Origin of the sequence: Methylopila sp. Yamaguchi (assembly GCF_002897035.1) — a bacterium.
GTDB lineage: Bacteria > Pseudomonadota > Alphaproteobacteria > Rhizobiales > Methylopilaceae > Methylopila.
In genome coordinates, this window is record NZ_BAUX01000004.1 from 150944 (window position 1) to 176834 (window position 25891).

General features: G+C 65.6%; 32 protein-coding genes, 1 tRNA gene and 1 pseudogene. 26 read left to right on the forward strand and 8 right to left on the reverse strand.

All coding sequences use genetic code 11. The features are described 5' to 3' along the window. Positions 1–325 precede the first annotated feature (325 nt). From METY_RS21580 to METY_RS06480, 4 genes are all read right to left on the reverse strand, one after another. Entirely contained in the window at positions 326–454 is a 129-nt protein-coding gene (locus tag METY_RS21580; RefSeq protein WP_255400840.1) for a hypothetical protein, read from the reverse strand. Positions 455–687: 233 nt separating this feature from the next. Continuing rightward, positions 688–861: a hypothetical protein gene (locus tag METY_RS21025; protein WP_160147315.1), complete on the reverse strand. Its 174-nt coding sequence runs from the start codon at positions 859–861 to the stop codon at positions 688–690. A 1799-nt stretch (positions 862–2660) separates the two neighbouring features. After that, positions 2661–2819, reverse strand: a complete 159-nt coding sequence (locus tag METY_RS06475; protein WP_244593543.1) for a hypothetical protein — start codon at positions 2817–2819, stop codon at positions 2661–2663. Positions 2820–2906: 87 nt separating this feature from the next. Further along, positions 2907–3260, reverse strand: coding sequence for a hypothetical protein (locus METY_RS06480; protein WP_103120572.1), 354 nt, complete (start codon positions 3258–3260; stop codon positions 2907–2909). Between the two features lie 239 nt (positions 3261–3499). On the opposite strand from METY_RS06480, the pseudogene METY_RS21750 reads away from it, so the two are divergent. Continuing rightward, positions 3500–3628 (forward strand): annotated as a pseudogene (locus tag METY_RS21750) (RusA family crossover junction endodeoxyribonuclease); the annotation flags it as partial. A gap of 16 nt (positions 3629–3644) precedes the next feature. Here the strand turns inward: METY_RS21750 and METY_RS20795 are convergent. Next, positions 3645–4376 carry a hypothetical protein gene (locus METY_RS20795; RefSeq protein ID WP_146035669.1) on the reverse strand — a complete coding sequence of 244 codons (732 nt, stop codon included), beginning with the start codon at positions 4374–4376 and terminating at the stop codon, positions 3645–3647. An 11-nt stretch (positions 4377–4387) separates the two neighbouring features. Here METY_RS20795 and METY_RS21030 point away from each other — a divergent pair, with 11 nt between their 5' ends. Next, positions 4388–4537 (forward strand): hypothetical protein, encoded by a 150-nt coding sequence (locus METY_RS21030; protein WP_160147316.1) that lies wholly within the window; start codon positions 4388–4390, stop codon positions 4535–4537. A gap of 100 nt (positions 4538–4637) precedes the next feature. Here the strand turns inward: METY_RS21030 and METY_RS20800 are convergent, their stop codons facing one another. Further along, on the reverse strand, positions 4638–5375 hold the full coding sequence (locus tag METY_RS20800) for a hypothetical protein (protein ID WP_146035670.1): 738 nt from the start codon (positions 5373–5375) through the stop codon (positions 4638–4640). 221 nt (positions 5376–5596) lie between these two features. Between METY_RS20800 and METY_RS06490 the strand changes: the two genes are divergently transcribed. From METY_RS06490 to METY_RS06505, 4 genes are all read left to right on the forward strand, one after another. Continuing rightward, the gene (locus METY_RS06490) at positions 5597–6007 is read left to right on the forward strand and encodes a hypothetical protein (RefSeq protein WP_103120574.1); all 411 of its coding nucleotides are present in this window, start codon (positions 5597–5599) and stop codon (positions 6005–6007) included. Continuing rightward, positions 6004–6648 (forward strand): hypothetical protein, encoded by a 645-nt coding sequence (locus tag METY_RS06495; protein WP_103120575.1) that lies wholly within the window; start codon positions 6004–6006, stop codon positions 6646–6648. The genes METY_RS06490 and METY_RS06495 overlap by 4 nt, the downstream gene beginning before the upstream one ends. Continuing rightward, a complete protein-coding gene (locus METY_RS06500; RefSeq protein WP_103120576.1) occupies positions 6641–7093 on the forward strand; it encodes a GIY-YIG nuclease family protein in 453 nt (150 codons plus the stop codon). Before METY_RS06495 ends, METY_RS06500 begins: the two co-directional genes overlap by 8 nt. 76 nt (positions 7094–7169) lie before the next feature. Beyond that, a tRNA-Met gene (locus METY_RS06505) sits at positions 7170–7246 on the forward strand. Positions 7247–7425: 179 nt separating this feature from the next. Here METY_RS06505 and METY_RS06510 read toward each other — a convergent pair. Next, positions 7426–7770 (reverse strand): helix-turn-helix domain-containing protein, encoded by a 345-nt coding sequence (locus METY_RS06510; protein WP_103120577.1) that lies wholly within the window; start codon positions 7768–7770, stop codon positions 7426–7428. A gap of 283 nt (positions 7771–8053) precedes the next feature. Here METY_RS06510 and METY_RS21035 point away from each other — a divergent pair, with 283 nt between their 5' ends. Further along, positions 8054–8230, forward strand: a complete 177-nt coding sequence (locus METY_RS21035; protein ID WP_160147317.1) for a hypothetical protein — start codon at positions 8054–8056, stop codon at positions 8228–8230. Here the strand turns inward: METY_RS21035 and METY_RS06515 are convergent. Further along, a complete protein-coding gene (locus tag METY_RS06515) occupies positions 8227–8610 on the reverse strand; it encodes a hypothetical protein (RefSeq protein ID WP_103120578.1) in 384 nt (127 codons plus the stop codon). The genes METY_RS21035 and METY_RS06515 overlap by 4 nt on opposite strands. 92 nt (positions 8611–8702) lie before the next feature. On the opposite strand from METY_RS06515, the gene METY_RS06520 reads away from it, so the two are divergent. The 19 genes from METY_RS06520 (at position 8703) to METY_RS06610 (ending at position 25847) form a co-directional block, all read left to right on the forward strand. Next, positions 8703–9032 carry an HNH endonuclease signature motif containing protein gene (locus tag METY_RS06520; protein ID WP_103120579.1) on the forward strand — a complete coding sequence of 110 codons (330 nt, stop codon included), beginning with the start codon at positions 8703–8705 and terminating at the stop codon, positions 9030–9032. Next, positions 9029–9367, forward strand: coding sequence for a hypothetical protein (locus METY_RS06525; RefSeq protein ID WP_103120580.1), 339 nt, complete (start codon positions 9029–9031; stop codon positions 9365–9367). The genes METY_RS06520 and METY_RS06525 overlap by 4 nt, the downstream gene beginning before the upstream one ends. Continuing rightward, on the forward strand, positions 9364–9594 hold the full coding sequence (locus METY_RS06530; RefSeq protein ID WP_103120581.1) for a hypothetical protein: 231 nt from the start codon (positions 9364–9366) through the stop codon (positions 9592–9594). Before METY_RS06525 ends, METY_RS06530 begins: the two co-directional genes overlap by 4 nt. A gap of 166 nt (positions 9595–9760) precedes the next feature. Further along, positions 9761–10216 carry a hypothetical protein gene (locus METY_RS06535; protein ID WP_146035671.1) on the forward strand — a complete coding sequence of 152 codons (456 nt, stop codon included), beginning with the start codon at positions 9761–9763 and terminating at the stop codon, positions 10214–10216. Then, on the forward strand, positions 10213–11925 hold the full coding sequence (locus METY_RS06540; RefSeq protein ID WP_103120583.1) for a terminase large subunit: 1713 nt from the start codon (positions 10213–10215) through the stop codon (positions 11923–11925). The genes METY_RS06535 and METY_RS06540 overlap by 4 nt, the downstream gene beginning before the upstream one ends. 13 nt (positions 11926–11938) lie before the next feature. Continuing rightward, entirely contained in the window at positions 11939–13198 is a 1260-nt protein-coding gene (locus tag METY_RS06545; RefSeq protein WP_244593544.1) for a phage portal protein, read from the forward strand. A gap of 9 nt (positions 13199–13207) precedes the next feature. Next, positions 13208–14254: a head maturation protease, ClpP-related gene (locus METY_RS06550; protein WP_244593545.1), complete on the forward strand. Its 1047-nt coding sequence runs from the start codon at positions 13208–13210 to the stop codon at positions 14252–14254. Further along, positions 14251–15714: a phage major capsid protein gene (locus tag METY_RS06555; RefSeq protein WP_244593546.1), complete on the forward strand. Its 1464-nt coding sequence runs from the start codon at positions 14251–14253 to the stop codon at positions 15712–15714. The genes METY_RS06550 and METY_RS06555 overlap by 4 nt, the downstream gene beginning before the upstream one ends. A gap of 65 nt (positions 15715–15779) precedes the next feature. Next, the gene (locus METY_RS06560) at positions 15780–16076 is read left to right on the forward strand and encodes a hypothetical protein (protein ID WP_103120584.1); all 297 of its coding nucleotides are present in this window, start codon (positions 15780–15782) and stop codon (positions 16074–16076) included. Between the two features lie 12 nt (positions 16077–16088). After that, on the forward strand, positions 16089–16706 hold the full coding sequence (locus tag METY_RS06565; protein ID WP_103120585.1) for a hypothetical protein: 618 nt from the start codon (positions 16089–16091) through the stop codon (positions 16704–16706). Further along, entirely contained in the window at positions 16706–17050 is a 345-nt protein-coding gene (locus tag METY_RS06570; RefSeq protein WP_103120586.1) for a hypothetical protein, read from the forward strand. The genes METY_RS06565 and METY_RS06570 overlap by 1 nt, the downstream gene beginning before the upstream one ends. Next, positions 17050–17715, forward strand: coding sequence for a hypothetical protein (locus METY_RS06575; RefSeq protein WP_200819612.1), 666 nt, complete (start codon positions 17050–17052; stop codon positions 17713–17715). The genes METY_RS06570 and METY_RS06575 overlap by 1 nt, the downstream gene beginning before the upstream one ends. A gap of 2 nt (positions 17716–17717) precedes the next feature. Then, positions 17718–18119, forward strand: coding sequence for a phage tail terminator-like protein (locus METY_RS06580; RefSeq protein ID WP_103120588.1), 402 nt, complete (start codon positions 17718–17720; stop codon positions 18117–18119). A gap of 11 nt (positions 18120–18130) precedes the next feature. Next, complete coding sequence (locus tag METY_RS06585) at positions 18131–18355, forward strand: hypothetical protein (RefSeq protein WP_103120589.1); 225 nt, start codon at positions 18131–18133, stop codon at positions 18353–18355. 101 nt (positions 18356–18456) lie between these two features. Beyond that, complete coding sequence (locus METY_RS06590) at positions 18457–18942, forward strand: phage tail tube protein (RefSeq protein WP_103120590.1); 486 nt, start codon at positions 18457–18459, stop codon at positions 18940–18942. A gap of 59 nt (positions 18943–19001) precedes the next feature. Continuing rightward, positions 19002–19436, forward strand: coding sequence for a hypothetical protein (locus tag METY_RS06595; RefSeq protein ID WP_103120591.1), 435 nt, complete (start codon positions 19002–19004; stop codon positions 19434–19436). 23 nt (positions 19437–19459) lie between these two features. Next, the gene (locus METY_RS06600; protein ID WP_444849072.1) at positions 19460–19831 is read left to right on the forward strand and encodes a phage tail assembly chaperone; all 372 of its coding nucleotides are present in this window, start codon (positions 19460–19462) and stop codon (positions 19829–19831) included. A gap of 923 nt (positions 19832–20754) precedes the next feature. Continuing rightward, positions 20755–25107, forward strand: coding sequence for a phage tail length tape measure family protein (locus METY_RS06605; protein ID WP_160147318.1), 4353 nt, complete (start codon positions 20755–20757; stop codon positions 25105–25107). Beyond that, positions 25107–25847: a hypothetical protein gene (locus tag METY_RS06610; RefSeq protein WP_103120594.1), complete on the forward strand. Its 741-nt coding sequence runs from the start codon at positions 25107–25109 to the stop codon at positions 25845–25847. The genes METY_RS06605 and METY_RS06610 overlap by 1 nt, the downstream gene beginning before the upstream one ends. Positions 25848–25891 lie beyond the last annotated feature (44 nt).

Below are 25891 nucleotides of genomic sequence, written 5' to 3' on the forward strand. Positions count from 1 at the left end.
GCAGGATGCGAAAGAGGTAAGGTCGAGGCGGAGGCGCCTGGCGCGGCGGCGGCGAAGGCCGGAACCTGGCGCCCGACGGCGGCGTGGGCTTGAAGCGGCGCGCCAGCGGGAGATCGTCCATCGCCAACACGCTAAGGCGTGGCGACCCCGGCTGGATTCGAACCAGCGACCATCAGCTTAGAAGTCAGAGCTAAGGCACTGACCACCGGGCCGCCCGTTCCTCGGGCGGCCTGTATTCGTCTCGTCCATACTCGCGGTGTAGAAGCCGGCTCGCGCCGACATCCATCAGGACCAAAGCAGCCGAGATGGTGATCCTAGCAGAGGATCACTCCTTCGGGGTAGGCCCGTTGCTTCTGAGGAGGGAGAGGACAAGCAGCGTCAGGAACGCGGCGTAGCTCCACGGATCGTCGACCGCAGAGGCGAGGGGGAAAAAGTCGAGAGCGAGCTTAGCCATGATGCCGATCTCCAGCTGCCGCGCGAAGCGGGCAAAGCTTTTGGAGATCGTCCTGCTCGGCTCTGAGAGCCCGCCGAGCTTGGGGTCATCACACCGCCGGATGATCAATGATGCGGTTTACGTCCGCCAACGGGGCGCCACCCCAAAATATGGCCTTAGATAACGACCACGATCGCCGATTGGGCCTTCGGGCGGGTGTCGTGTCCGAGATATGTGGTTGCGGGACGCCAGCTTCAAGCAGAGGCGGCCTGGCGCAAACTCCCCGAGCCGCCGCGCATCTTCCGGACGTTCAGCGAGTTGCCGAACAGGTCGAGGCCGAGCTCGCGGAGCTTGGTCTCGCCGAGCGTCGCGTGTCTGTGCTCGAGCGCTCGCTTTGCGCTGGCGGCGACCTTCCTGCGAAGTGTCATCGTCTTGGCGATGACCCTGGTTTCCCACGCTAGGCGCATGGAGCACAGCAGATCGAGGTTGGTCTGGCTGTAGCCGAAGGCGCCATGGCACGCCGGCCTGCGTCGGCCAGATGGTTGCTTTTGCCGGCGGCATCGCGGCCGGCGCGACCTCGCTTCCTTGGGCACCGGGATGGCGGTCTCTCGCTGCGCGTTCCGCCAGTACTTCCAGGCGTAGCGTGTTCGGTCCGCCGAGGCAGTCGACTGTGCTGCACTTCGGATAGAGGTCGAGATCCTGAAAGATCGCCTGTTCGGCGGCGATGCGCCACCGTCCGGCCCTCCAGCCCGCGACGGCCGCGGCCCCGCGGCGCTGCAGGACCGGCGCGTGGCTCGCGATTTGGGTCGCGGGCCCGACGTCGCCGTCGATCGTGCCGGCGTACGGGCGCGCAGTCGCAATCGCTCGTTGAAGTGAGCGGTCGTCGATCATGTCTAGTCTCTGGATACAAAAAAGCCGCCTTGCGGCGGCCGCGTTTCAAAGGCTGCGAAAGTGTGGAAATGTCACCTGAACTGAATCAAGCTCAGAGCGCCAGATCTTCCGAGAAGGAGAGCTCTCAGCTCAATTCGTGCGTCTTCCAGCGGTATTATCGGATTATAAAAATGAAAAGTGACGATCTTCCGAGATTCAAGCGGATCACGAAAAAACAGAGTACTCCAAAAAGCTGCGTTTACTGCAATGGGCCCGGGCGATTGACGGCTGAGCACATTTTTGGAAGGTGGCTTAACTCGTTTATCAAAGAGCCGTTCACGCGTACAAACCACATGACGTCCCACGCTAATTTTGATCGTGAAACACAGACTAACGCCCCTACGATGCGCAAGGGCAAACTGGACAGACCGGGAGGAGCATTATCTCACCAAATAAAAATAGCTTGTAGGGAATGCAACTCGGGATGGATGAGTACTTTGCAGAATAACGCGAGCGCTGTGCTAAAAGAGTTACTTGAAGGTAACTGGTCTGGTTTGGACGGCGCGGCGACAGATATTCTGGCAACCTGGAGCGGGATGGTTTCCATGTCGTACCAATATGCAGTGCCAGGACTTATATCGATCCCTCAAGTCGAACGATCGTTCATCCGGCAGCACAGACGACTTTCTGACAAGTGGCAGGTTTATATTGGCCGATGCGAGCCAACATTCCCTTCGGGAACCATCGTTTGTCGATGCCTTCACACATCAACCGGGGAAATACTGCCGGAGAGGGTTGATCCAAATCTGTCCGTGACAACATTTACTGTTCGAAATGTTGTATTTTTAGTTTTTCAAGGTCCCTTGAACGCCCATGTTAGACCTGATGAATTCGCAAGCCACGCAGGACTAATACAAATATGGCCAAGAGTAGCCCATGGCGACTATACATCTCCTGTTCTAACCGGTGATAACGTTGTCTATGCAGCGAATTTGTATCATCGGATAGTGGGTTTAGATCCAAGAGCACATAATGGAATGCTAGTCACTCCAGAAAGCTAAGTGTTTCGTTAGAGCGACCGATGACGACGGAGACTCATGAGCGACATGAGCCCAGCTTTTCGTCCGGCAGCCTGACGGGAGCCGCAGCGCTGTCGATCTGGTCGCTTCAGGCGGCTATTCGATCGACGACCGCATGTCCGCGGCCGGCGACGTCTTCCGGGAGAGGCGTAAGACCGGCCTGTGCGGCGACCTCGTGAGCGTGGAGTTTGCGATCAACGGCGCGTCGGTATCCCCGGAGGATCACCAGGCGGCCTTCGCGGCAGTTGAGGCGGGCCGAGCCCGCCACTAGATCGCGTTCAGCCGCCGACCGCGTCTTCGGGCCACTTCTGGTACGACCGCACGTGGCCGAGCGCGTCGGGCCGGGCCTGAACCGCGGTGACGTCGAGTGTGGCGAAAGTGATGCCGGCCTTGATCGCCTGCGCGCTCGCTACGGCCTCCGCCGTGCCGGTGTTCATCCGAGTGATCGAGATGCGCGAGGACGCATGCGCCATATGCGTGACGATGCCGGCGCCCCGACAAATGCCCGGCCTAACGGACAGGCGTCAGGTCTGCCGCTTGGCCTTAAGGTTGCCTCGCAGCTCACGGACTGTCGCCTCCAACGCGACCTGACTCGGTGTCTTTCCCAAGTCGTTTACCCTGTCAGGCGTGTGCGAGACGCGTGCGCTTCCGGAGGTCGGCTCGGGCGATTTTGCCGGGACGCGACATCGCTCACGCATTTCCTTGATCGCGCGGAGAGTGGTGTAGTAGCGCCCATTCACGAAATCGATCTCAAGAAGCTCGCGGGCCGCCAGCCGGCGGAGCCCACCTGCCTTCATGCTGCCGTCCGGGTAGGCCACGGTCGCAGCCACGCTCAGCTTCAGGAGAGCGTCGTCGGCGTAGGTCTCAAGATCCTCCATCGCTCCTCCGAGGCCCGTCGATCCGCAGTGGCATCTGCTTTTAGCGCAGGCGGCGCGGTGACGTTCACGCCGAAGAAGTAGCGGAACTTCATGGCCGAGATAAAGGATATCGCGGGCAAGCGATGGCCGACCGCTGTCTGGGCTGATCAAGCTCGAGGTCGTGCTCGCATGGCCTTAGCCAAAGTCGGCGATGGCGAAGAAGCGCGACGCCGGGGGCGAAGTGAAAGACCTCGCGGCCCGACGGCGACAACCTCCGCAAGCTCGTCGGCGACGCCCTGAACGGGCTCGTGTGGAGCGACGACGCGATATCGTCAGCGGCCACGACTGGAAGCTCTACGAAGACACGGCGGAAACCCGCGTTCGCGTAAGGGCTCTTTGAGGAAATCAACCATGCTTGGACGCGCGATCGATCCAACTACGAACAACATCCGCAAAAGTTTCATTTCCGGTATTGATCAAAGAAACTTTTATGAACAGTCTTTGTGCCCCGGAACAGTGTTGCTCTGCATGATCAACAATATGCGTGAACGAAATCTGCATAAGATTGATGAAGTGTTGGGCATCCGCGGGCAGAGGGTTCCATTCTGTGATGCTTCGGCGCAAATCATGGAAGGTGTCAACCTGTTCGCTCGCAGAAATAATGTAGCGGTCGAGAGAAGCGACGGACCTTCGTTCGCTGGGTGGAAGCAGCTCTGCTTGTCGGAGAATTGCTTCGCTATCATAGCGGGCAAAAGCCCCTTGAAGCGAGTGACCGATGACCGAGTGAAGCCCCACGGACGGTTCTCGTTCGAGAAGGCCAAACCCTTCCCACGCTGCAGCAAGCGGCGCGAGAAAGTTCACCAAAAGATCTCGGATGGCGTGACGAGCCAGTCGCTCGGGCCTTGTGGCGCTGAACCACGCCAATGCACCTGCTGCAATCGTAGCCGCGGCACCGATCAAAGCGCCCAAGAAGCCTCCCCACTGTTCCATCCACTTCCCAGGGTCGGGCGTGGTGATCAGCGCATGAACAGTCATTCCGAGGGCAGCGCCCAGAGTGACGCAGCACACGGCCAAGATGGTCAGATTGCGGTCTATGTTCATCCCGCCAACATGAGCACGAGTCTCGACGCCGCGCACATAGGTGGTCCGTGACCGCGCTCGACGACGCCTTCCCCGCATGGAAGGCGCGGGCCCACGAGGTGCCGCTGCACGGCGCCGCGGTCGATTACGGCGCCAACCTGAAACGCGCGGCGCAACAACACGTCGGACCGTGCCCGGCCTTATTCAGGCTGGCGTGAGTTCCGTCGTCGCTGCCTGCCCTGGCCGAGCTGATTACCTCGACGTATTGCTCTCTCTGTGTAGGTTTGATTATAAGTGAGGCGTTGGATGGGAACACCTCTAATTTAGAATTTGCTTAACTGGTTCGCCACGAACCACATGTCGGAGGTGGTCGCGTCGACTTTGCAAATCGCGCATCAGGCGTGCGCACTCATTTGTCCAGATGACAGTTCTTATGAGAAGGTATTGAAGCGACGCGAAAACCTGGGAGGTGAAATATTCTACCTGCTTCGGGTCTTGAGTTTGATCGGGTTTTCGGGCTTCAAATTCAATGGCAACCCTTAAGGCTGCGTCAGTCAGGGCGGAGACCCGTTCCATTTCCTCCAGTGCATCGAACAAGAAGCCTCCGACCTCCTTCTCAATTGCGGCATCGTCAACTTTTGCTGTGACTTGGCGTACGTAGCTCAGGGTCGTTTCGTAGAGAGCCTTTCGTTCCTCCCGCGATTTGGTGGGGGTGCGAGAGAGTGCAGAAAGTCGATATGCGACCTGCCTGCTATACTGAAATTCGTTTTTTAGGTCGGTCAATTCCGAGGAGACGCTGCTCAAAGCGTTCTCCGCACTTTGCCGCAAAATTTCCGCGTTTTGCTGGCGAAGCTCTGTAAGCTGGTCTTTTACTGGCCCCAAGGCGATGAAAGCTGCGACCAGTGCAGCTCCGCCGCCCGCGAGGGTGGCGAGCGCGCCGAGGCCGGCGTCCGCATGGCGGCCATTAGCAAAAATGTTGCCAACAGATATGGCCGCAACGATCACAGTCGAAACGGTGACAGCCGGCACCAATGCCCAAAAGATAAATGCTTCCATAAAGTGCTTCGGGCTCCCGCGTCAGAGATAAAAGTTTTGCGCAGAGACTTGCTGTATTGCAATGGAATCGCTTCTTTAAAAGTTGATGAGGTCAGCGGATGAGTGGCCCGTCGGCTCTCACCCACCTCCCGGCCGAGAAGGCGGTGCTTGGCGCCGCGGCGAGGCCTACGTAGAGCGCGAGTTCGTCCGGCTCCATCATGCGGTTCAAGGAGCCATGACGGTTGGCCCGGATCGATGTCCTTTGCGATCAGCTCGGCATCAGCATCGTGAAGCGGTCGCGCCGGTGCCGGCCGAGGGAGACTCGCGCGCGCCGCGCGCTGACCAAGCTGGCGGAGAGCCAGGGCGACGGCCACGTTGTCTTCGTGCTCCGGACGATCGTCCAGAGCGCCAACAACAAGGCCTCGCTCTGGAGCGAGACGATCCTCGCTGTGTCCGACGTGGTCCGGCTGCGGCCCGATCTCTCGGACAGGGGCGGGGCCTTCATGGAGGCCTTCGACCGCATCTCGCTCGAAGAGGTGAGGGCGAGGGCGCGCCGGATGGGCATCGGCCCGAAACGCCAAGTCATGCGCGTGTTGATCACCGACCGGCTGGAATCCGAGCTGGATCCGCCTGCACAAAGGAGGCTGCTTTGACGGATTGGACGCCCGAAATCGTCTTCGCCCGCCTCGTCGAGGCCGGCGACATCGAATGGCGCATGCCCGCCGCTCGCCTGGGCCCCAGCGCCTCGCCGGGCTTCTGGCCGGGCTATACCCACACCTACGGCGACATGGTCGAATGGGGCACGAAGCGGCTCGCCGAAGAGCGCGAGATGAGGAGCAAGCGCCTGCCGCCGAGCGCCGCCGAGATCACCCGGTGGGAGGAGGTCATCTTCGACTGGCACAAGAGCCGGATGCCCGAAGGCGACCGCACGCTCCTCCGGGGCTACGTTCAATCGGTCCTCAGGGGACGGTCGTTCTCGAAGTGGTGCGACAAGAGGGGGCTGAACCGGAGGACGGCATATCGCCGAATTGCGAAAGCACTTGAACGACTTGCTGCTAACCTCTGTAGGAGCAACGTTTTCCTGCGCATGCCCGATCTCGACAGGGTGTCACAACTTACGCCGGGCCGTGGTATCTCACCGATAGGCTCGGACGAACCGCGTTCCCACGGGGGCTGGCGGTCACCGGGGACGGAGCTCACGGACAACCCCGAAGCACGGGACCTCGATTGGGCCCGCGAACAGAATGAGCGCCGCCGCAGGAAGCTCCTGAACGCGGAGCGCGAGGTTGCCTGACCGCATCACGAAGGCAGGGCGTGCAGTGACGCCTCGCGGGGTAGGCAAGGCCTGTCGTGAGATCGGCTACTGCGCGGTCTACATCATCGGCTTCGATGATGCGCCGGAGCCGGTGAAGATAGGCATCGCGGCCGACGTTGGCGCCAGGTTCGATGCGCTGCAGGTCGGGAACTGGCGCAAGATGAAGCTCCATGCGGTCATCTGGACTGCTGGGCGGCCTCTCGCGCTTCGCGTCGAGCAGAAGACCCACGACCTGCTGGAGCGCGCAGGCAAGCGTGTGGCTGGGGAATGGTTTTCAGTGCCGCCTGAGTGGGCGGCGAAGGCGATCGCCACGGCGGCCGCCAGCCTCGACATCCGGACGTTCTCGGATGCCGAAATGAGGAAGCGCGCCGGCCACCGGGTCGCGCGCAACGAGGCGCGAGACTGGGCCGCTTTCCCCAGGTAGCGCCTCACAAATCGATATGTTGGAGCGTTCTGCGGCGGCGGCCTGAAGGCCTCGCCGGAGCCTCCGCGATCGGTGGTGCAGAGTAGAGCAGCCCGGTAGCTCGTTAGGTTCATACCCTGAAGGTCGCGGGTTCAAATCCCGCCTCTGCTTCCAAATTTCGATCCCGTGCGAACGGGCGTGACGATGCGAACCCGACATGGAAAGGGCTGCGGCCCGACATCGGGTAGCGGAGCGCCCTTGTAGGCTCGGTCTCCGGGCGGACGGAGACAGGCAGTCGGGGCCGCAGCGCCGGCTGCCACTATCAACCGCTCAGGGCTATTTCGAGCGGCAGCTTAGGCCCCCTTCGACTTCTTAAGGCCGGCCGCGATGTTGGCGCGCAGTTTGGCGCCGCGCGACGGAGAGTTCGGGGATGGAGGGGGTTCGCCGACGCCCCGCAGCATGTTGCAGAAGTCCATCGCCGCCGCGCGGATGCTGGGCGGGGCGATCATCGGATCGCCGCGCTCCACAGCAAGGTCCAGAGCGACGCGCTCGATCGCGACGCGGTGAAGGTCGCGGAACTCGCTGACGCCGTTCTCGATGTCCTGGTAGGCACGGAGGCTGAGCCCGACGAGGCTCGCCATCCCCAATTGCGTGAGGTTGGCCCGGTCGCGCAGTGCGCGGAGGTCGTCGGCGGTCATTGAAGCGGCTCCAGTTCGGAGTTATCTTCCTGAGCGACCCGGAGAGTGCGCTAACACCCCCCGGGCCTTCGGTGGTTAGAACCAGAAGATCAGGGTGATCTTCAGTTCCTTCCACCTAAGTTCGAAGATGAACGGCATCTTCGGCTCCTCAGGTGACGTCAGGCGTGATTGCCTGACCCGTTCTTTATACGCAGAAACCGCGTTTAGGTCAACACCTAGGCGCGGTTTTTGCGTTTCACTTCGGGCCCTGAACGCAGCTTTTTCACATCTGAGGCGCGCGCGCATGGGCATGGTCGAGCTGATCGTGGCCCTGTGCCTTCAGGCCGAGCCCGGCGCCTGCCGCATTACCCGCACCCGCGGCATGGGCTCGCTCACCACCTGCGCCGCCATGGACGCAGACGGCGGGGAGCGGCCGCGCGGCTGGTACGTGGCGCGCTGGACGTGCCGGTGGCGGGGCTAGAAGTCCGCCGCCTTGAAGGAAGCTTCCGTGCTCGAACCATCCGAGAACTTCTCGGAGATGGTCAGGCTCCGCCGGTCCTGTGAGAGACGATAGGTCAGCGTCTCGTCGTCGGGGTGGGTTCTCCACCGCCCCTTGTCGGACGCCCAGATGACTTGGTTCCCCTCAAGGCGGCACCGGTAGGACCAAAGGGTGCCATCGTCCCGGACGTAGCTCAGGTAGTAGATGCCGCTCTCCTGAGTGTCTGTCCGGATAATCCGGGGGTCGCGACCCATCACCTTCGCGATCGTCGCCTTACAGATCTCCGGCACGCCGATGTCCTTGGCGAAGGCCGATGAGCCGCTCAAGACGGCGAGCAGAACGGAAAGGGCGACTCGGCGCACGGGAGACATCTCCTGCTCAATGGGGCGACGGAGAGCGTGAACTGAGGCGGCTCAACTGTCGAGCCTAGTGGCTTTGCAGACGGAGGTGTGCGGTGGCGCTGAAGACGATCGCGCCCCGCCTCCGCACCATCGACACCCGCACCTGCAAGCCGCCGCCAAAGCGCGCTGACGCCGAGCTTCTGACGCCTGAGCACCGAGCCTGGGCTCAGGAGGTGAAGCGCCGCGCAGGCTACCGCTGCGAGTGGGTGGAGAACGGCGTGCGCTGCGACCGGGCCTCACCGGCTCACCGGCTCTTCGCCGACCACATAGACGAGCGCCGGGATGGCGGAGCCGCCCTCGACCCGAAGAACGGGCGCTGCCTCTGCGGGTCGCACCATGGGCTGAAGACGGCGAGCGAGAGGGCGAAGAGGATGACGTCGTGACCAAGAACGAACTCATCGGTCTGGCGGAGCGGGAAGCTGATCGCCTCACGGACGAGAACGACCATGGCGCATCGACCATCATGCGGGAGCTGATCGCCCGGCTGCGCACCACCGACGAGCTCGTGCTCGCTCAGGTCCAGCGCCTCCGCTTGGAGGAGGGCGACACGGTTGTCCTGACGGTGCCGCATGAAATGACCAGTGAGGAGTTCGGGGCGATCGGCCGGACCCTCGAAGCATCCCCGCTTCGGCTTCAGGAGCGCAACATCGCCGTGATCATGTTGGACCGGGGCGCGAAGCTGGACGTGGTGCTGAACACTGAGCGAGCCACGTCGTGACCAAGGGCACCGGCTACATCGACATGACGCCCGAGGTGTTGCCCCACGTCCTCGCCTTGCTGCCCCGCACCTACGAGGTGGTCGGCTCCGACAAGGCGGCAGACAAGGGCTTCATCCGCCTCATCCTCGCGTCGGATCAGATCGAAGGGGACGGGCGCCAGCTGACCATGCAGGTCACCGACGACCACGGCGTCCGCACCGCGAAGGTCCAGCGCCTCGGCTCGTGATGCCCGCCACCGGCCGCCTCTGAGCCTCGTAAGGGGTAGGGGGGTCAAAAGTTCGGGGCCTAGGGGCCGCGCACCGCATCGGGTCGCATTCGCACAATTTTTCTGGCCGCCTCCGAAAAACGGGGCGGTTTCCTGAACCTGCTGGAAAATCGGAGTTCGTCAGCTCATGGCTGCACGTCGAGGGAGGCCCGCGTTCAAGCCGACTTTGGCGCTTCGGCGCACGGTCGAGCAGTTGGTTTCGGTCGGCGAGAGCCACGAATCCGTCGCCAGAGCGGTCGGATGCAGCCGCGAGACGCTCGAGAAGCACTTCGTGGACGAGCTCGCCACGGGCGCATCGCGCAAGCGGCGGGAGGTCGTGGACCTCCTCTACAAGTCGGCGCGCGCCGGGAACGTCTCGGCGATCAAGAAGCTCGAGGAGATGACTGGAGCCGCCAGCGCGGCGGAGGGGGTGCGTTCGCGAGGCTGGGGCGGCGACGCCAGCGGACCCGCGGTCACCGAACCGGCGGCCGAGGCCCGCCCTGAGAAGCTGGGCAAGAAGGAGGAGCAGCAGCGCGCTGCTGAGCAGGTCGGCGGCAAGTACGCGGTGCCGTCCGCTCCGAAACTTGTGGTCGTCAACGAGTGACGGTTCCGGTCTGGTCGACCGCCTGCGTCGACTGGGCCGAGCGGATCGTCTCGCGCCGGTCGCTCATCCCATTTGGGCCGCTCTTCCCCGATGAGGCGGAGGCGGCGCTCGCAGTCTTCAAGTCGCTGCGGGTCGTCGACCTGCCTGGGCAGCCGACCTTCGGGGAGGCTTGCGAGGAATGGGTCTTCGACTTTGTCCGCGCAATCTTCGGCGCCTACGACGCGGAGAGCGCCGAGCGCCTGATCAGCGAGTTCTTCCTGCTCATCAGCAAGAAGAACGGCAAATCGACGATCGCCGCGGGCATCATGCTCACGGCGCTGATCCGGAACTGGCGGCATTCCGCCGAACTGCTGATCCTGGCGCCGACGATCGAGATCGCGAAGAACAGCTATGAGCCGGCGGCCGCGATGGTCCGGGCCGACGACGAGCTGAAGACGCTCCTCCACGTCCAGGACAACTTCCGGCAGATCACCCACCGCATCACGCGGGCGGTGCTGAAGGTGGTGGCGGCGGACACCGACACTGTCGGCGGCAAGAAGGCCGCCTTCGTGCTGATCGACGAGCTCTGGATCTTCGGCAAGCGCGTGCACGCGAGCGCGATGCTGCAGGAGGCGACGGGCGGCCTAGCCTCCCGGCCCGAAGGCTTCATCATCTACCTGTCGACGCAGTCGGACGATCCGCCGGCAGGGGTCTTCAAGGAGCGGCTGGACTATTTCCGCGATGTCCGCGACGGCACGGTCGAGGACGCCAAGAGCCTGCCGGTGCTCTACGAGTTCCCGGAGGAGATGGTCGCTCAGAAGGCCTATCTCGATCCGGCGTGGTGGTTCGTCACCAATCCGAACCTCGGCCGGTCAGTCCGCAAGAGCTTCCTCGAGGACGAGCTTCGCAAGGCGCGGCGCGGCGCGGGAAATGCGCTGCAGACGTTCCTCGCGAAGCACCTGAACATCCAGATCGGCTCGAACCTGCGGGCCAACCGATGGCCAGGCGCCGAGTTCTGGGATCGCCGCGCCGACGACCTGACATTCGAAACGCTGCTGGACCACTGCGACGTCATCACCATCGGCCTCGACGGCGGCGGCCTGGACGACCTCTTCGGCTTCTGCGCGCTGGGGCGGGAACGCCTGCAGGGAGAGGAAACCGACCCGCTAAAGCAGCGGTGGCTCGCGTGGTCGCACGCATGGTGCCACCGCAGCGTGCTGCAGCGCCGGCAGTCGATCGCAAGTCGGCTTCTCGACTTCGAGAAGGCCGGCGAGCTCACGATCGTTGACGACGAGCTCGACGACATCGAGCAGATCGTCAGCCTGATCGAGCGCGTGAAAGACGCGGGGCTGATCGCGAACGTCGGCGTCGACCCGGCCGGGCTGGGCGACATGATCTCCGCGCTCGGCACGATCGGCGTGACCCAGGAGAACGAGCTGCTGCAGGGCATCCCGCAAGGGTATGGCCTCATGAACGCGATCAAGACCGCGGAGCGGAAGCTGGTCCGAGGGACGCTCGTGCATGCGGGCTCCGGCCTCATGCGATGGGCCGTCGGCAACCTGAAGATCGAGCCGACGGCCACCGCCATCCGCGCGACGAAGCAGAACGCAGGCGACGATAAGATCGACCCGGTCATGGCGCTCTTCGACGCCATCGTGCCGATGTCGCTGAACCCCCAGCCGGCCAAGACGCGGTCCGTCTACGAGAGGCGCGGCCTCAGGATGTTGTGAGGACGAGCCGAGCATGGGGATCATGGACCTCTTCCGCGGGCGGGCCGCCGCGAAGCCCGCAGAGGAGGGCCGCCGCGCCGGGCCCCGCGCGGACGTTGGGCAGTTCATCTCGCTCGACGACGAGCGGCTCCGGGAGTTCCTCTGCCTCGGCACGATGACGCCGTCGGGCGTGAGCGTGACGACCGAGAAGGCGATGAAGGTGCCGGCGGTGCACCGGTCGGTGAGCCTGATCTCGCAGACCGTCGGCATGCTGCCGCTGCACCTGATCGACAACGGCACGAAGGAGAAGGCGAAGGACCACCCGCTTTTCCCGTTGCTGCACCGCGAGCCGAACAACTTCCAGTCGGCGTTCGACTTCCGGACGCTGCTGCAGCACTGGGCGCTGACGGAGGGCGACGGTTACGCCCTGGTGGTGCGGCGCCCCAACGATCCGCGGACGATCCTGCGGATGATCCCGCTGAACCCGGCGCACGTGAAGCCGAAGCAGAACGACGATTGGTCGGTCGGCTACCGCTACACGCCGAGTGACCGCGGCGCCCGGGACTTCGATGCGAGCGAGATCCTGCACATCCGCGGGATGACCCGAGACGGTATCCGCGGCATCTCGCTGGTGAAGCAGGCGGCCGACGCGATCGCGCTTGCGATCTCTGCTGACCTTGCGATCGGGCGGCTGTTTAAGAACGGCACGTTCTCGAACATCTACCTCTCGGCTCCCGAGACGATGAGCGACGAGGCGTTTGAGCGTCTCCGCAACGATTTCGACACCTGGTACAGCGGAGCCGACAACGCGGGTCGGACGCCCCTGTTCGAGGATGGGGTCGAGCCGAAGTCGATCGGGGCGAACGCCAAGGATTCGCAGTCGAACGAGACGCGGGCTCGTCAGGTCGAGGAGATCGCCCGCATCTTCGGTGTGCCGCGGCCGCTGCTGATGATCGACGAGACGAGCTGGGGCTCTGGCATCGACGTCCTGGGCCAGTTCTTCGTCCGCTACGGGCTGAACCCGTGGTTCGAGGCCTGGCAGCAGGCGATCAGCCGCACGCTGCTCGTCGGCGACGACAAGGAGCAGTTCGCAGCGAAGTTCAACCCGGGCGCACTCCTGCGCGGCTCGATGCAGCAGCAGGGCGAGTTCTTCGCGAAGGCGCTCGGCGCCGGCGGGCATCAGCCCTGGATGCACTGGGACGAGGTCCGAGACGCCCTCGACCTCCCGGTCCGGGAGAAGCCGCAGAACACGATGATGGGCCACAACGGCGGGCCCGCCCTCAACGACAACTAGGAGGCCGGCATGGCTGAGGAAGATCGCGACCCCGGCCGCAAGGCCGAGGGCGAACGGACGCGGCCGCCCGCGATTCAGCCTGACGCGGCTGCGGCGGAGACGCCCAAGGCCGTCGAGCGCGCGGAGGAGACCCGCAAGCGCGGCGTCGCGCGCCGCCCGCGCAGCGTGATCGGGAAGGTGATGGCGCGCGAGCGCCCGGGCGCGCTTCCTGAACCGGCGCGCCGAGACGTGGCCGCCCTGACGCCCCAGACGGTCCTCGACAAATGGACCGCGGAGGCCGCCGGCATCCATGCGGTGGAGCGGAACGACAACGTCATCACCCTCTTCGGGATGATCGGCGAGGACTTCTGGTCGGGCGAGGGGATCTCGGCGCGCAAGGTGTCGGCGCAGCTTCGCGCGATCGGCGACCGCGACGTCGAGGTGCAGATCAACTCGCCCGGCGGCGACATGTTCGAGGGCATCGCGATCTACAACGTACTCCGCGAGCATCCCCAGAAGATCACCGTGAAGGTGATGGGCATGGCCGCGTCTGCGGCGTCCATCATCGCGATGGCCGGCGACACGATCCAGATCGGCGCCGCGTCGTTCCTGATGATCCACAACTGCTGGGTCGTGGCGATCGGGAACCGGCACGACATGGAGGAGACCTCCGCCTTCCTGGAGCCCTTCGACAGCGCGATGGCCGCCGTCTACGCGGCGCGGACCGGCAAGGAGGCCGCCGCCGTCGCCAAGTGGATGGACGACGAGACCTACATGTCGGGCTCGGTCGCGATCGAGCGCGGCTTCGCCGACGAGCTGCTGCCGTCGGAGAAGATGACGAAGGATGACAAGACCAAGGAGCAGGCGAAGCAGGTCAACGATCTGCGCGCCATGGAGCTCCAGCTTGTCCACGCGGGTCTGACGCGCACCGAAGCGCGCGACCGCATCAACCGGATCAAGGGCACGCCAGGCGCTGCCCCTGAAGACGACACGCCGGGCGCTGTCGACGACCTGAGCCTGATCGGCGATCTCGCCGGTCTCCGAGACCTTCTACGCTCTCAAGGAGCACATCAATGAAGACCCTCCTGGTCGCGGCGCTCGGCGTCGCGCTCCTGGCGACGTGCTTCGCCGTCATGGCGCCCGACGTCGCCCACGCCGCTCGCGAAGTGGCTGTCTACAGCGCCATGCTGGTGCTGCCCGCTTCCTCCCTCACCGTGCCGCGCGCCGTCGTCGGCCCGGTCCGCGCCGACATCAGCGGGCGGCTTGCCCGTCTGCCGAAACTGGGCTCGACCCCTGATCTACTCGGCTCGGCCCGCCCGGTTCCGCGGGCGATCGTCGCCGCGCGGGTGCGGGCGGACGCCACCGACCCGAAGAAGGTCGTCGCCGAGCTGCTCTCCGCGTTCGAGGACTTCAAGACCTCCAACGACGAGAAGCTCAAGGCGAAGGTCGACGATGTCGTCATGACCGAGAAGGTCGACCGCATCAACGAGGCCGTCGGCAAGCTCCAGGCGGCGTGCGACGAGCTCGCGATCAAGCTGGCGGCCGAGAAGGCCGGCCCCGGCAAGCTGGTGGGCGACATCGAGCCGACGTCGCCCGAGGCGCTCGCGGCCTTCAAGGCACACATGCGCCGCGGCGAGGTCAGCGCGGCGCTCACCAAGAGCGCGGACACCGAGGGCGGCTACTTCGCGCCGGTCGAGTGGGATCGCACCGTCACAGACAAGCTCAAGCAGATCTCCAAGATCCGCGAGAACGCTCGGGTGATCTCGATCTCGGTCGCCGGCTTCAAGAAGCTGTTCAACGACCGCGCCGTCGGCTCCGGCTGGGTGGGGGAGACGGCCTCGCGTCCCGCCACCACGACGCCGGCGATCGGGTCGCTGGACTTCACCCCGGGCGAGCTCTACGCGAACCCCGCGATCTCCATGCAGCTGCTGCAGGACGCGGCCCTCGACCTCGAGCAGTGGCTCGCGGCTGAGGTCGAGGTGGAGTTCTCCCGCCAGGAAGGCATCGCCTTCCTCTCGGGCGACGGCACCAACAAGCCCCACGGCCTCCTGACCTACGTGACCGGCGCCGCGAATGCCGCTCGTCACCCGTGGGGCGCGATCCCCGTGGTCCCCACCGGCGCGGCCGCCGCGCTGACCGGCGACGGCTTCATTGACCTGATGTACTCGCTCCCGTCCGAGTTCGCGGCGGGCGCGAAGCTGTACATCAATCGGCTTTCCCTCGGCGCCGCGCGCAAGCTGAAGGACGGGCAGGGGAACTACCTCTGGCAGCCCGCCTACGTCGCTGGCGAGCCGCAGACCATCAACGGCTCCCCGGTCGTCGAGGTCCCCGGCATGCCGGCGGTCGCCGCGGGCAACATCGCCGCCCTCTACGGGGATATGGAGAAGACCTACCTGGTCATCGACCGGATCGGCATCAACGTTCTCCGCGACCCCTACACCAACAAGCCCTTCGTCCACTTCTACACGACGAAGCGCGTCGGCGGCGGCGTCTACAACCCCGAGCCCATGCGGGCCCTCAAGGTCGCGGCGTCCTAAGCGCCGCGCCACTGCGGCGGGTCGACCGGCCCGTCGCGCCTTCCTCAAGCTGACGGAGGCCGCTGATGGCCACGACCAAGACCACGGCAGGCGACAAGCCCGCCGAAGAGGCCGGCGCCGCGCCGGCGAACATCCCCGCCGCTACCGAGTTCTCGACCTCGGGCGCGCCGGTCCAGGTGACCGACTTCGACCCGTCGCATCCGGCCGTGGACGACAACCCGCGGAAGGACACGACGCTCGACCAGAACCGGATCGACTTCAACGACCCGGGCCTGAGCGAGAGCGAAGCCGTCGCGAAGAACCTGCGCGAGCAGGGCGTCTCTGTCGCCGAGCCGGACGCGAAGTCCGGCGACTCCAAGTAAGGCGGGCATCGGATGCTGACCGTCGTCGAATCTGCCACGTCGCGGAGGCTGACGACGGTCGAGCATGTCCGGATGGATCTGGGCCTTGGGTCGCAGACGCCGTCGGATGCCCAAGTCGAGCGGTTCATCGACCAGGCGAGCGCGGCCGCTGAGCGGTTCTGTCGGCGGACCTTCGCCCGCGAGACGGTGCTGCAAACCATCCGCGCCTGCGATCTCAACCGAGCCCTGCTGCTGGAGCGGGGCCCCGTAAGCTCCGTCGAGACGGTGACTTGGAACGGCTCGGCGATCTCCTCCGCGGATTATGAGACCGACCGGGGATTCCTGTGGCGCCTGAGCGCCGCATCAGGCCGCCGGATGTTCTGGGGCGGCTCCGTCCTCGCTGTCCGCTACGTCGCGGGCTACGTGCTGCCCGGCGAGACCGGCGCCGACCTTCCAGCCGATGTCGAGCGCGCTGTGATCCAACTCGTCGGCGCTGCGCTGTCTACGCAGGGCCGCGACCCGCTCGTCAAGAGCGAGGACGTGGACGGCGTCGGAGAGATCACGTTCTGGGTGCCGGGGGCTCGGAGCCAACTCGCCTCTCCCGAGGCTGAGACGCTTCTCCGGCCCTACCGGCTCGCGCGGGTGCGCTGATGACGCCTGAGCAGGCCAAGGCCGCCTATCGTCGCCAGATCGGCCGCAACGGAGGCCCCGTCACGCTCCGACGCGGGCTGTCGGGCGGCGGCGGCCCGGAGGTCACGTTCAAGGCGCGGGTCACCGGCTACGAGCCTCAGGAGCTCACCGGCAACGTCCAGCAGGGCGACAGCAAGGTGATTTTCATGGCGGACGACCTCGGCGACTTCCCGATGCCGATCAAGTCCGGCTCGACCGACGCCATCTTGCAGGGCGCCCGCAAGATGACGGTGCAGGCGGTGGACGATCAGACGCGACGGGTCGCCGGCGTGCTGATCGCGTACGAGCTGCGGGTGAGAGGCTGATGTCGCTGCGGACGAAGGTCGATCCGATCGACCTCGACATCCGCGCCATCGTCGATGAGGAGCTATCGCCGGCCGCGCAGAGCCGGCAGTTGGCGAGCTTTGCGCGCGCACAGCTCGCGGAGGCGCAGGAGGTCAACCGCCAAGCGCTGGGCCGGGTCCCGCCGCACGCGACGTTCGTGGACGGGCGTCCGGGCGGGTCGATCGACGCGGTGCGCCCAGACGGCACCGTCGTCTTCGCCTTCGAGATGCTCGACGACGTGTTCGTCTACATCGCCGAGCAGCTCGTGAACCACGCTCCGGTGCTGACTGGCGAATACCGGGAGTCGTTCCACCTGCTGGCGGGCGGCGTCGAGGTGCCGGCCGGCGCGCAGTACCCGGCCGCGAGCGAATACGTGTTCCTGCCGGGCGTGCCGTACGCGCGGAAGATCGAACGGGGCCTGTCCGATCAGGCGCCGGACGGGGTGTTCCAGGTCGTCGCCGAGCTCGCACAGCGCCGGTTCGGCAACCTGGCGAAGGTGCGCTTCACCTATCGCTCCACGCTGCTCGACTACGTCGCGCTCGGAGGTCGGAAGGGCGGCAAGTCGGCGTCGGCGGCGAAGCGGTCGGCTCACACGATCGAACGCGAGACGCGGCTGCCCGCGATCGTCGTCACCGGGCGGGACTGATCATGGCTCATCCGGACGTCATCGCCGCGGTCACCGCGCGGCTTGAGAGCAATTGGAACAAGTCGGCGATCCTAGACGCGAACGTCGAGGGCGACGCGCCTGAGAGCGGATCTCCTTACCTGCGGCTGCAGTTCCCAGCCTCCGACAAGGGGCGGCCGATCGTGAACCGCCGTCTCTACCGGGAGGAGGGAGGCATCCGCGTCGTAATCGCGGTCGAGATCGGCGAGGGCCTCGCGAAGGCGTCAGCCTGGGCCGAGGAGATCGCCACCCTGTTTCGGGACCGGAAGTTCTCCGGCGTCCGGACCTTCGTCCCCGGCGACACCTACGTCGGCGACGCGAACGACGACGGCAACTACTTCGTGACCGCCCTCGTCATCCCGTACGCGTTCACGTTCACCGGCTGACGGAGGATCCGATGCCGAAGTACACCAACACGACCAAAGGCAGCCTGGACTTCGCGACCGGCGGCACCCCGACCGATCCGACGTTCACCAGCTTCAAGCCGGGCGAGACCAAGGACGTCAACCTGAACGTCGAGGATCCGTCCGTGAAGGGCGCCCTCGCAGCCGAAGCCCTCGTCCCCGCCGACGCCGCCGCGACCAAGCGCGCCGCGAAGGCCGCCGCCCTTTCCGCATCCTGACGGCGCGCAGCAGCGCTCGTCAGTTCCGCCAAACGGCCCTTAGGCAAGGCCGCCCGCCAGCGTCGTGAGACGTCAGCCGTCCCTTAGAAGGAGCCCCTCTCATGGGCGACATCATCACTGCGACCGACGCCCGCATCTACATCGGGCCCGTCGTCCTCCCGTCTGTCGACACGACCTCCGAGTTCGCCGCCCTCACCTATGCCGAGATCGACATGGTCGAGGACCTGGGCGAGTTCGGCGACGAGGCGAACATCGTCTCGGGCACCACGCTGAAGGACGGTCGTGTCCGGAAAGCGAAGGGCGCCAACGACGCGGGCACCTTGGCCCTGCGCTGCTTCCACGACCCGCTCGACGCGGGCCAGGCGGCGCTGATCGCGGCCTCCAAGACCAAGAAGAACTATGCCTTCAAGATCGTCCTGCCGGACGCCCCGGACACCGGGTACTCGTCCACGACGATCTACTTCCGGGCGCTCGTGGCGTCCCGCCGATTGAACGTCGGCCAGAACGACAACCTCATCCGCCGCAACTACAGCCTCGCGATCAACTCGGATCTTGCGGAAGCGCTGGCGGCTCTCCTCACCCCGTAATCTGCGCGGCGCCGCCTATGGCGGGCCGCTCTCACGCGACCTGAAAGGCGCTACTCCCAATGAAGCTGTCCGCCATCAAGATCGACGCCGCGAAGCTCGAAGAGGGCGCCTGGGTCGGGGACATCCCCGAGCTCGAAGGTGTCCGCTTCAAGGTCCGCGGCATTGGGAACACCGACTACCGCCGGCTGCAGAACAAGCTGATCCTGGCCGTCCCGCGGAAGAACCGCCGCAACGGCCTGAGCGTCGAGGATCAGACGCGCATCGAGAGCCGGTGCATCATCGACACCATCCTGCTCGACTGGGACGGCATCGAGGGCGACGACGGCAACCCGCTGGCGTTCAGCAAGGAAGCCGCGACCGACCTCATCGCGGACCCGGACTTCGTGGCCCTGCGCGGGGGCATCCTCTACGCGGCGTCGATCGTGGCCGAAGAGAACGGCGACGACGAAGAGGCTGTGGAGGGAAACTCCGAGACTGCCTCCGCTGGCACCTGAAGTGGTCCGGCGAAGGCAAGGCCATCGCGAAACTTGAGAAGAAGGGCCGGCCGCTCCCGGCCGACTACCTCAACAAGCCCGATCTGTGGCCGGAAAGCGCGTTCTTCTTCGACGCGTTCTTCCGGCTGAGCCCGAGCCGCTCGATCGGGATGGGGGAGGGCCGCATTCCGTTCGAGGCGATCGACCGGTTTGCCATCCGCAGCGGCATCGCGACGACCCACGAGTTCGACCGGTTCGAGCGCATGATCCGGGCGATGGACGACGAGTTCCTCGAGCGGCGGAAGCCGAAGGGCAAGGACGACATCGGCGGCGCAGTGTCGATCAAGGACGGGGCGGCGATCCGCGACCTACTGACCAAAATCGCGGAGAAGATGGAGGGCCCCGCCGATTCCTAAAATGGTCGCAGCAACGCCTTTCATTTTCTTGGCGTTTGGTAGCGGCTAGAAAGTACGGTATCGCGGATCCTTAAGATCAGGCCGGGGAACGATGTAACCGTTCTGAGGCTCGGGGTGAGTGGCTTGCGAAGGCGTGTAATCTTCGGGGGACACCAGAGCCATGCGGACATCGTTCGCACTGATTTCGATCGACTGCAGCTGCCCAGAGATCTTGGATAGCCACCCTAGTATTGCGCTGATGCCGATAGTTAGAGTGGAGAGTCCCATAGAAACTATCGCGATTCCTTCATGAATTGCGCCCTGCGCAGTTAGCAAAATCAGGGCCCCTGCTACCCATCCTAGGATTCCGACGATCATTAAAAACACGCTCAAGTCGCATCCCCCTTATGATCAGAAAAATACGTCATATCGTGTAAAATATAGTGCTGTCGACTGATGCACGAAACTAAAATTGAATAATGTTGCTCTAATCAATTCAGTGGGCCGGTGCTGAAGCGGCGGCAAAATTTAGAGCTATGACCTGAACATCGATGCGCCCGCGAGCAGGTGGTGGCGATGGCCGCCATGCTGCGTGAGGCGTCAAGATTCCACAACCGGATAGCACCATGTCGATGTCCCTCACGGCCATCCGCGAGTTGACCGTGCGTGGGCGCTCGGTCGGTCTGGACAAGCTCCGGGCAGACATGGATGCCGTCAAGTCGGCACACTTGGGACTCGCAAAGGCGGCTGATCAGTCGGGGGCGGCGACCGACGTCTCGACCCGTAAGCAGGAGGCTTCGCAGCGCGCGTGGGCGAGCTCCCAGGCTCGCGTTGATGGCGTCGCAAAAGCTTACCTGCGCTTCGAACAGGACCTGAACCGCACAATCAAGGCGATGGACGTTGGCGCTGTGAGCGCGGACGCCGCAGCAAAGAACATTGAGCGGATGCAGCGCGCGCTGGAAACGGCCGGCGCCGCGACCAACTCTCCGCTGGATCAGGCGCATGTACAGGTCCACGCCTCCCTTAATCGCGAACTCGGCCTGATCCTCAACACCACGAAGGCGGCGTCCGACTCGGGAGCCGCCTTTGAGCGCGAACTTGTGCGGATGGAGACCGCCGCATCCCAGTTGCGATCCGAACTAAACCCTCTCGCGGCTGCTCAGGCCAAGCTGACCGCCGAGATTGCCGATTACCGCACCATGGCGAGCATGGGCGTCATCACGACCGACGAGCTGGCGGCAGCTGCGGGGCGCGCCCGGCAAAAGTTCGACGAGATGGCTGCGGGGGTGCAGAAGGCCCCGACGGTTCAGTCGCGCATCGACAACATGGTGGGCGTCCGGTCCGATTTCGGTGGCGCGCAGCGCGGGGAAGACGTCCAGGCTTACGGCACGCAGCTCGACCAGCTGCGCGCGCGCTTTTCCCCTTTGTTCGCAGCGCAGGAGCGGTATCGAAGCGATCTCGACGAGATAAATCGCGCCCATCGGGTCGGCGCCATTTCCGACGGCGAGAGGGCCGCCGCACTCGCGCGGACCAAGAGCGCGTTCGCGGAACAGATCGGCGTCCTCAATGGGACGACGGCAGCGGCCCGTCAGGCGGGGGCTGCATTGGCCGAAACCGCGCGGGAGGCGCAGCGAGCGGCTTCCGCCCAGGCGTCCTATCGATCTGGAGGTTGGGATCGCCTCGGGGCGATGGGCGGACAAAACCTCGCCAACATCGAAGCTTCCCGGCGCATCTCGAGCATGGGCAAGACGGCGACCGACGCGTCCAAAGGTGTCGGGCTGCTCGGGCATCAGTGGCAGAACCTGTCGTTCCAAGTGAACGACGGCGTGACGATGCTGATGTCGGGGTCGAGCATCCTGCAGGTCATCGCGACACAGTCCGGGCAGACCTTCCAGATCCTGCAGTCCGCCCCCGGCGGGGCGATGAAGGCGCTGAAGGAGGTGGCTGCATCGGTGTGGGCGATGGTGACCCCGCTGACTGTCTCCGGCGCCGCGGCGGTCGCGTTCGGCGTCTACGCGGCCTATGCGTTCGATCGAGCGAGCACCTCCGCCAAGCAGCTTGAGCAGTCGCTTCAGGGGCTCGGGCGCCTGACCGGAACGACGGTCGCGGAAGCTGAGGCCGCCGCCCAGCGGGCGGCCGCGGCAGGGAACGTCTCGGTACGCGTCGCTCGCGAGCGCGTCGCCGCTCTCATGGCGACCGGCAACGTTGGCCCGCAGCTTGCAGAGCAGCTGTCCGGGGACATCGTTGAAGCCTTCGCGGCGGTTTCCCACCAGGATGTCGCGGCGGCAGGGGAAGAGATCACGCGGGCGTTCGCCAACTCGGCGAAGGGCGCGCAGGAGCTGAACGAGAAGCTCGCCTTCCTCGACGATCGGTCTCTCCAGACCATTCAGCGGCTGGACCGCATGGGCGATCGGACGGGCGCCGCCGCGGAGATGTTCCGTCAGTTCTCTTCCGCGATGGCGGAGCCGACCAACAAACTGCGCGAGCAGAGCACGGTGTGGGACACCGTCAAGAAGAACATCGATGACGCGACGGACGCCTATGGCAGGTGGCTGGCAGGGATTGCTCAGCAGCCGTCCGAAGCGGATGACCGCCGGATGATCGACGCCGCGCGGGGGAGGATGCAGTACCGCCGCGACAACCCGATCATGGGTTGGTTCAGCGGCGGCGCCGGCGGCAATGATCTGGATCAGCAGACGATCCGCGACGCCGAGGAGCGCATCCGGAAGCGCCAGGCCGATCTCGAGAAGAACCTTCAGGACGCGGCCAATCAGAAGGCGATTGAGGCCGGCGGGATCGCACGGGGGATAGTTAGCGGGCCCTCCGACTACCAGGACCTTCTGGAAAAGCAGGCCAAGCTGGCGGCCTCCATCAGTGATCCGGCCATCGCGCGCGGCGCGGCCGACCTGAACGTCAACAGGGAGGCTCTGGCCCGCGTCACCGCCGCGATCGAAAGCTATCTGCCGCCCGCCGAGAAGGCGCGGCGGCTTCGGGAGCTGGACCTCGCCGCCATCAACGCGCGCACGCCCGCTCAGCGCGCGGAGATCGAGGCTGCGCGTGCTCGTGTCCAGGTCGCTGGAGATCTCGAGCGCGCGTTCGACGGCGAGGCCGAGGCGCGGGCCGCGGCCGCCCGGGTGATGGAAGACGCGGCGAAGGCCGATCGAGACTACGCGGCAGGGCAGAACGAGGCGTCGCGCCAGCGCTTGGCCGCCGCGGAGCTTGAGGCCGAGTCGATCGGGCAATCCGCTCAGGAGAATGACCGCCTCCGCACGGTGATGGAATTGACCAACGAGGCGCGGCAGCGCGCGTTCGAGCTGACGGGCGACTACAACCGCGTCTCCGCCGAGACGACCGAGAGCATCCGCCGCGAGGCCGACGAGCTCGCGCGGCTCGCGCAGGTCCGGCGGCAGGCGAACCTCGCGCAGAGCATCAGCGACGACCGTCGCCGCCTGTTCATGACGGACGGCGACGCCAACATCGATCGCCAGCTGACGGATGCCGGGCTGCTGCACAACGGCGCGCCGACGGAAGCCGGCCGGCAGGCGATCGAGATCGACGGCGTGCGGGTCGCGGCCGCGGACTACTTTCGCCAGCAGCTCGAGATCAACGACGCGCTGCGCGAGATGAAGGAGGTCGGCAAGGACGCTTGGTCCACGCTCGGCGACAGCCTCCGTTCGGGCGAGGGGATCGGCAAATCCTTCGCGGCCGCTGGTCGCCGGCTGCTCGACGACGCGTCGAAGAAGGCTTGGGACAACCTCTACGACCAAGCCTTCTCGATGGTCGGTGACAGCCTAGGCCTGAAGGGGGTGTTCGGCGGGAAGCGAGACGGCTCCTCCGCCGCCTCGGCGCTGTTCGTCACTACCGTCGGCGCAACCGCGCCAGGTGTCGGCGGCCTCCTCGGCCTCGGCGCCGGCGGCGATGTCACGAAGGCCCCGCTCGCGGCGATCACCGGCGCCGCGACGAACGACAACGGCGTCAACGCGCGGGTGGCGCAGGCCTTCGACGCCGGCGGTTGGCTGAAATACGCGAACCAGAGCGCGACCCGGAACCAGCCGCTCGACCCGAAGCTCGTAAACGCCTTCTCCTTCCTGCCCCAGAAGGGCATCCAGATGGAGGTCTTCTCCGGCGGACAAGCGGGCATTGGCTCAGGCGGGCCGCGGGTCGGCTCGACGCGCCACGACCACGGCAACGCCGCGGACGTGTTCTTCTCGCAGAACGGCCGGCGGTTGGACTGGAACAACCCGGCGGACGTGCCGGTCTACCAGGACATCGTGCGGCAGGCGCGCGCGAACGGCGTGACCGGCTTCGGCGCCGGCCCCGGCTACATGCAGCCGGGCAGCATGCACGTCGGCTTTGGCTCGCCCGGCGTCTGGGGCGCGGGCGGCCGCGGGGCGAACGCTCCGGGCTGGTTGCGCGAGGCCTACAGCACGCCGGCGCAGGCGACGCTCACCGCCGGCGGCGCGGCGATGCCCGGCGCGGCTGCTGCGAACGACAACCTCGCCACTCTGGCGCAGACCGCCGGCACAGCGAACGACGGGCTCGGGACGCTCGGCAACAGCTTCACCCAGTTCGCAAACACGACCATCAGCCCGGAGGGCGTCGCCGCCGACGCGTCGAAGCTCGGCGCCTCGACCAACCTGCTCGCCACGTCCGCCGAGGGCGCGGCGAACACGTTCAGCACTGGATTCACTGGCGCGCTCGGCTCGATCGTCCAGGGGGCCGGCCAGATCGGGCAGGGCTTCCTCGGGATGTTCGGCTCGGTGCTCAACACGATCCTCGGCGGCATCGGGTCCGCCGGCGGCGGGGGAGGTGGCGGCATCGGTGGGATTCTCGGCGTGGTCGGTTCGATCTTCGGCTTCGACGAGGGCGGCTACACCGGCCACGGCGGGAAGCATGAGCCGGCTGGCGTCGTCCACCGCGGCGAATACGTCTTCGACGCGGCCAGCACGAGCCGGATCGGTGTCGGGGCGCTGGAGGCGTTGCGGAACGGCATGCCGGGCTTCGCGGACGGCGGCTACGTTGGGAACGACAACTACGACCTCGCGAACGACAACGGGTGGAGCGTCCTCGGCTCCGTTCCGTCCGCTCCGCCTCCGCCCGCGCCGTCCTATGGCGGCTCGGAGACGGTCGTGCGGCTCGAACTCGATAACAAGCTGCTGCAGGCGAAGATGGTCCAGACGGCGAAGCCAGTCGCGAAGAGCGAGAGCGCCCGGGCCGGGGCGAAGGCGGTCCAGGTCTCGAACCAGTCCTACCCCTCGACGCAGGCCTTCTACCGCAAGCACGGGCACACGAACTGATGGCCGGCCGCGACGTCTATCCGATCGACCTGTTCGAGTGCGGGAAGATGCAGTGCGACGTTGTCGGCGGGTCGATCGAGGGGCTCCGATCGCTCGCGAACGACACGCCGGACCGCTTCGGCGTGGGCCGCGGCGGGCTGTGGAAGTTGACCTACGCCGACATCTGGCTGGAGACGGAGCAGGAGTACCGCGCATGGCGGGCGCTGCGGGCCCGCCAACGCAACGGCTCCGGCGTCATGGTCGTGCCGGTGCTCCGTCGCCTGTGGTTCGCCCAGGCGCTTGGCGTGCCGGCCGATCAGATCCCGCACAGCGACGGCACGTTCTTCAGCGACGGCGCAGGCTACGCCGGACAGACCATCGGCGCGTCGCTGACCGCGGCGGCCGCCCACGGCGCGACCGAAATTCAGGTGCGGATCCTGGGGGCGCAGCCGCTGCAAGGCGCCGAACCCTTCACGATCGTCCATCCGGTCGCCGAAGCGCGGCTTTACGAGGTCGCCGGGGTTAACGCGATGGCTGACGTCGTCGTGAGCGGGCAGGTCGTCGGCTATGACTACACGATCGAGATCAACCCGCCGCTGCGCGAGCCCACCGCAGCCGGGACAGAGCTCGATTTCGACAACCCACGCTGCCTCATGCGCCTCGCTGACCCGAACGGCATGAGCTACGAGGAGGACATCGTCTCCTTCTCGTCCGTGACCTTCCTCGAGGAGCTGCGCGTCCTCTCGGGCGCGACGGTATGAGCGCGCTGCCCCCGCCGGAGCCGGCTCCGATCGAGGCGTATGCG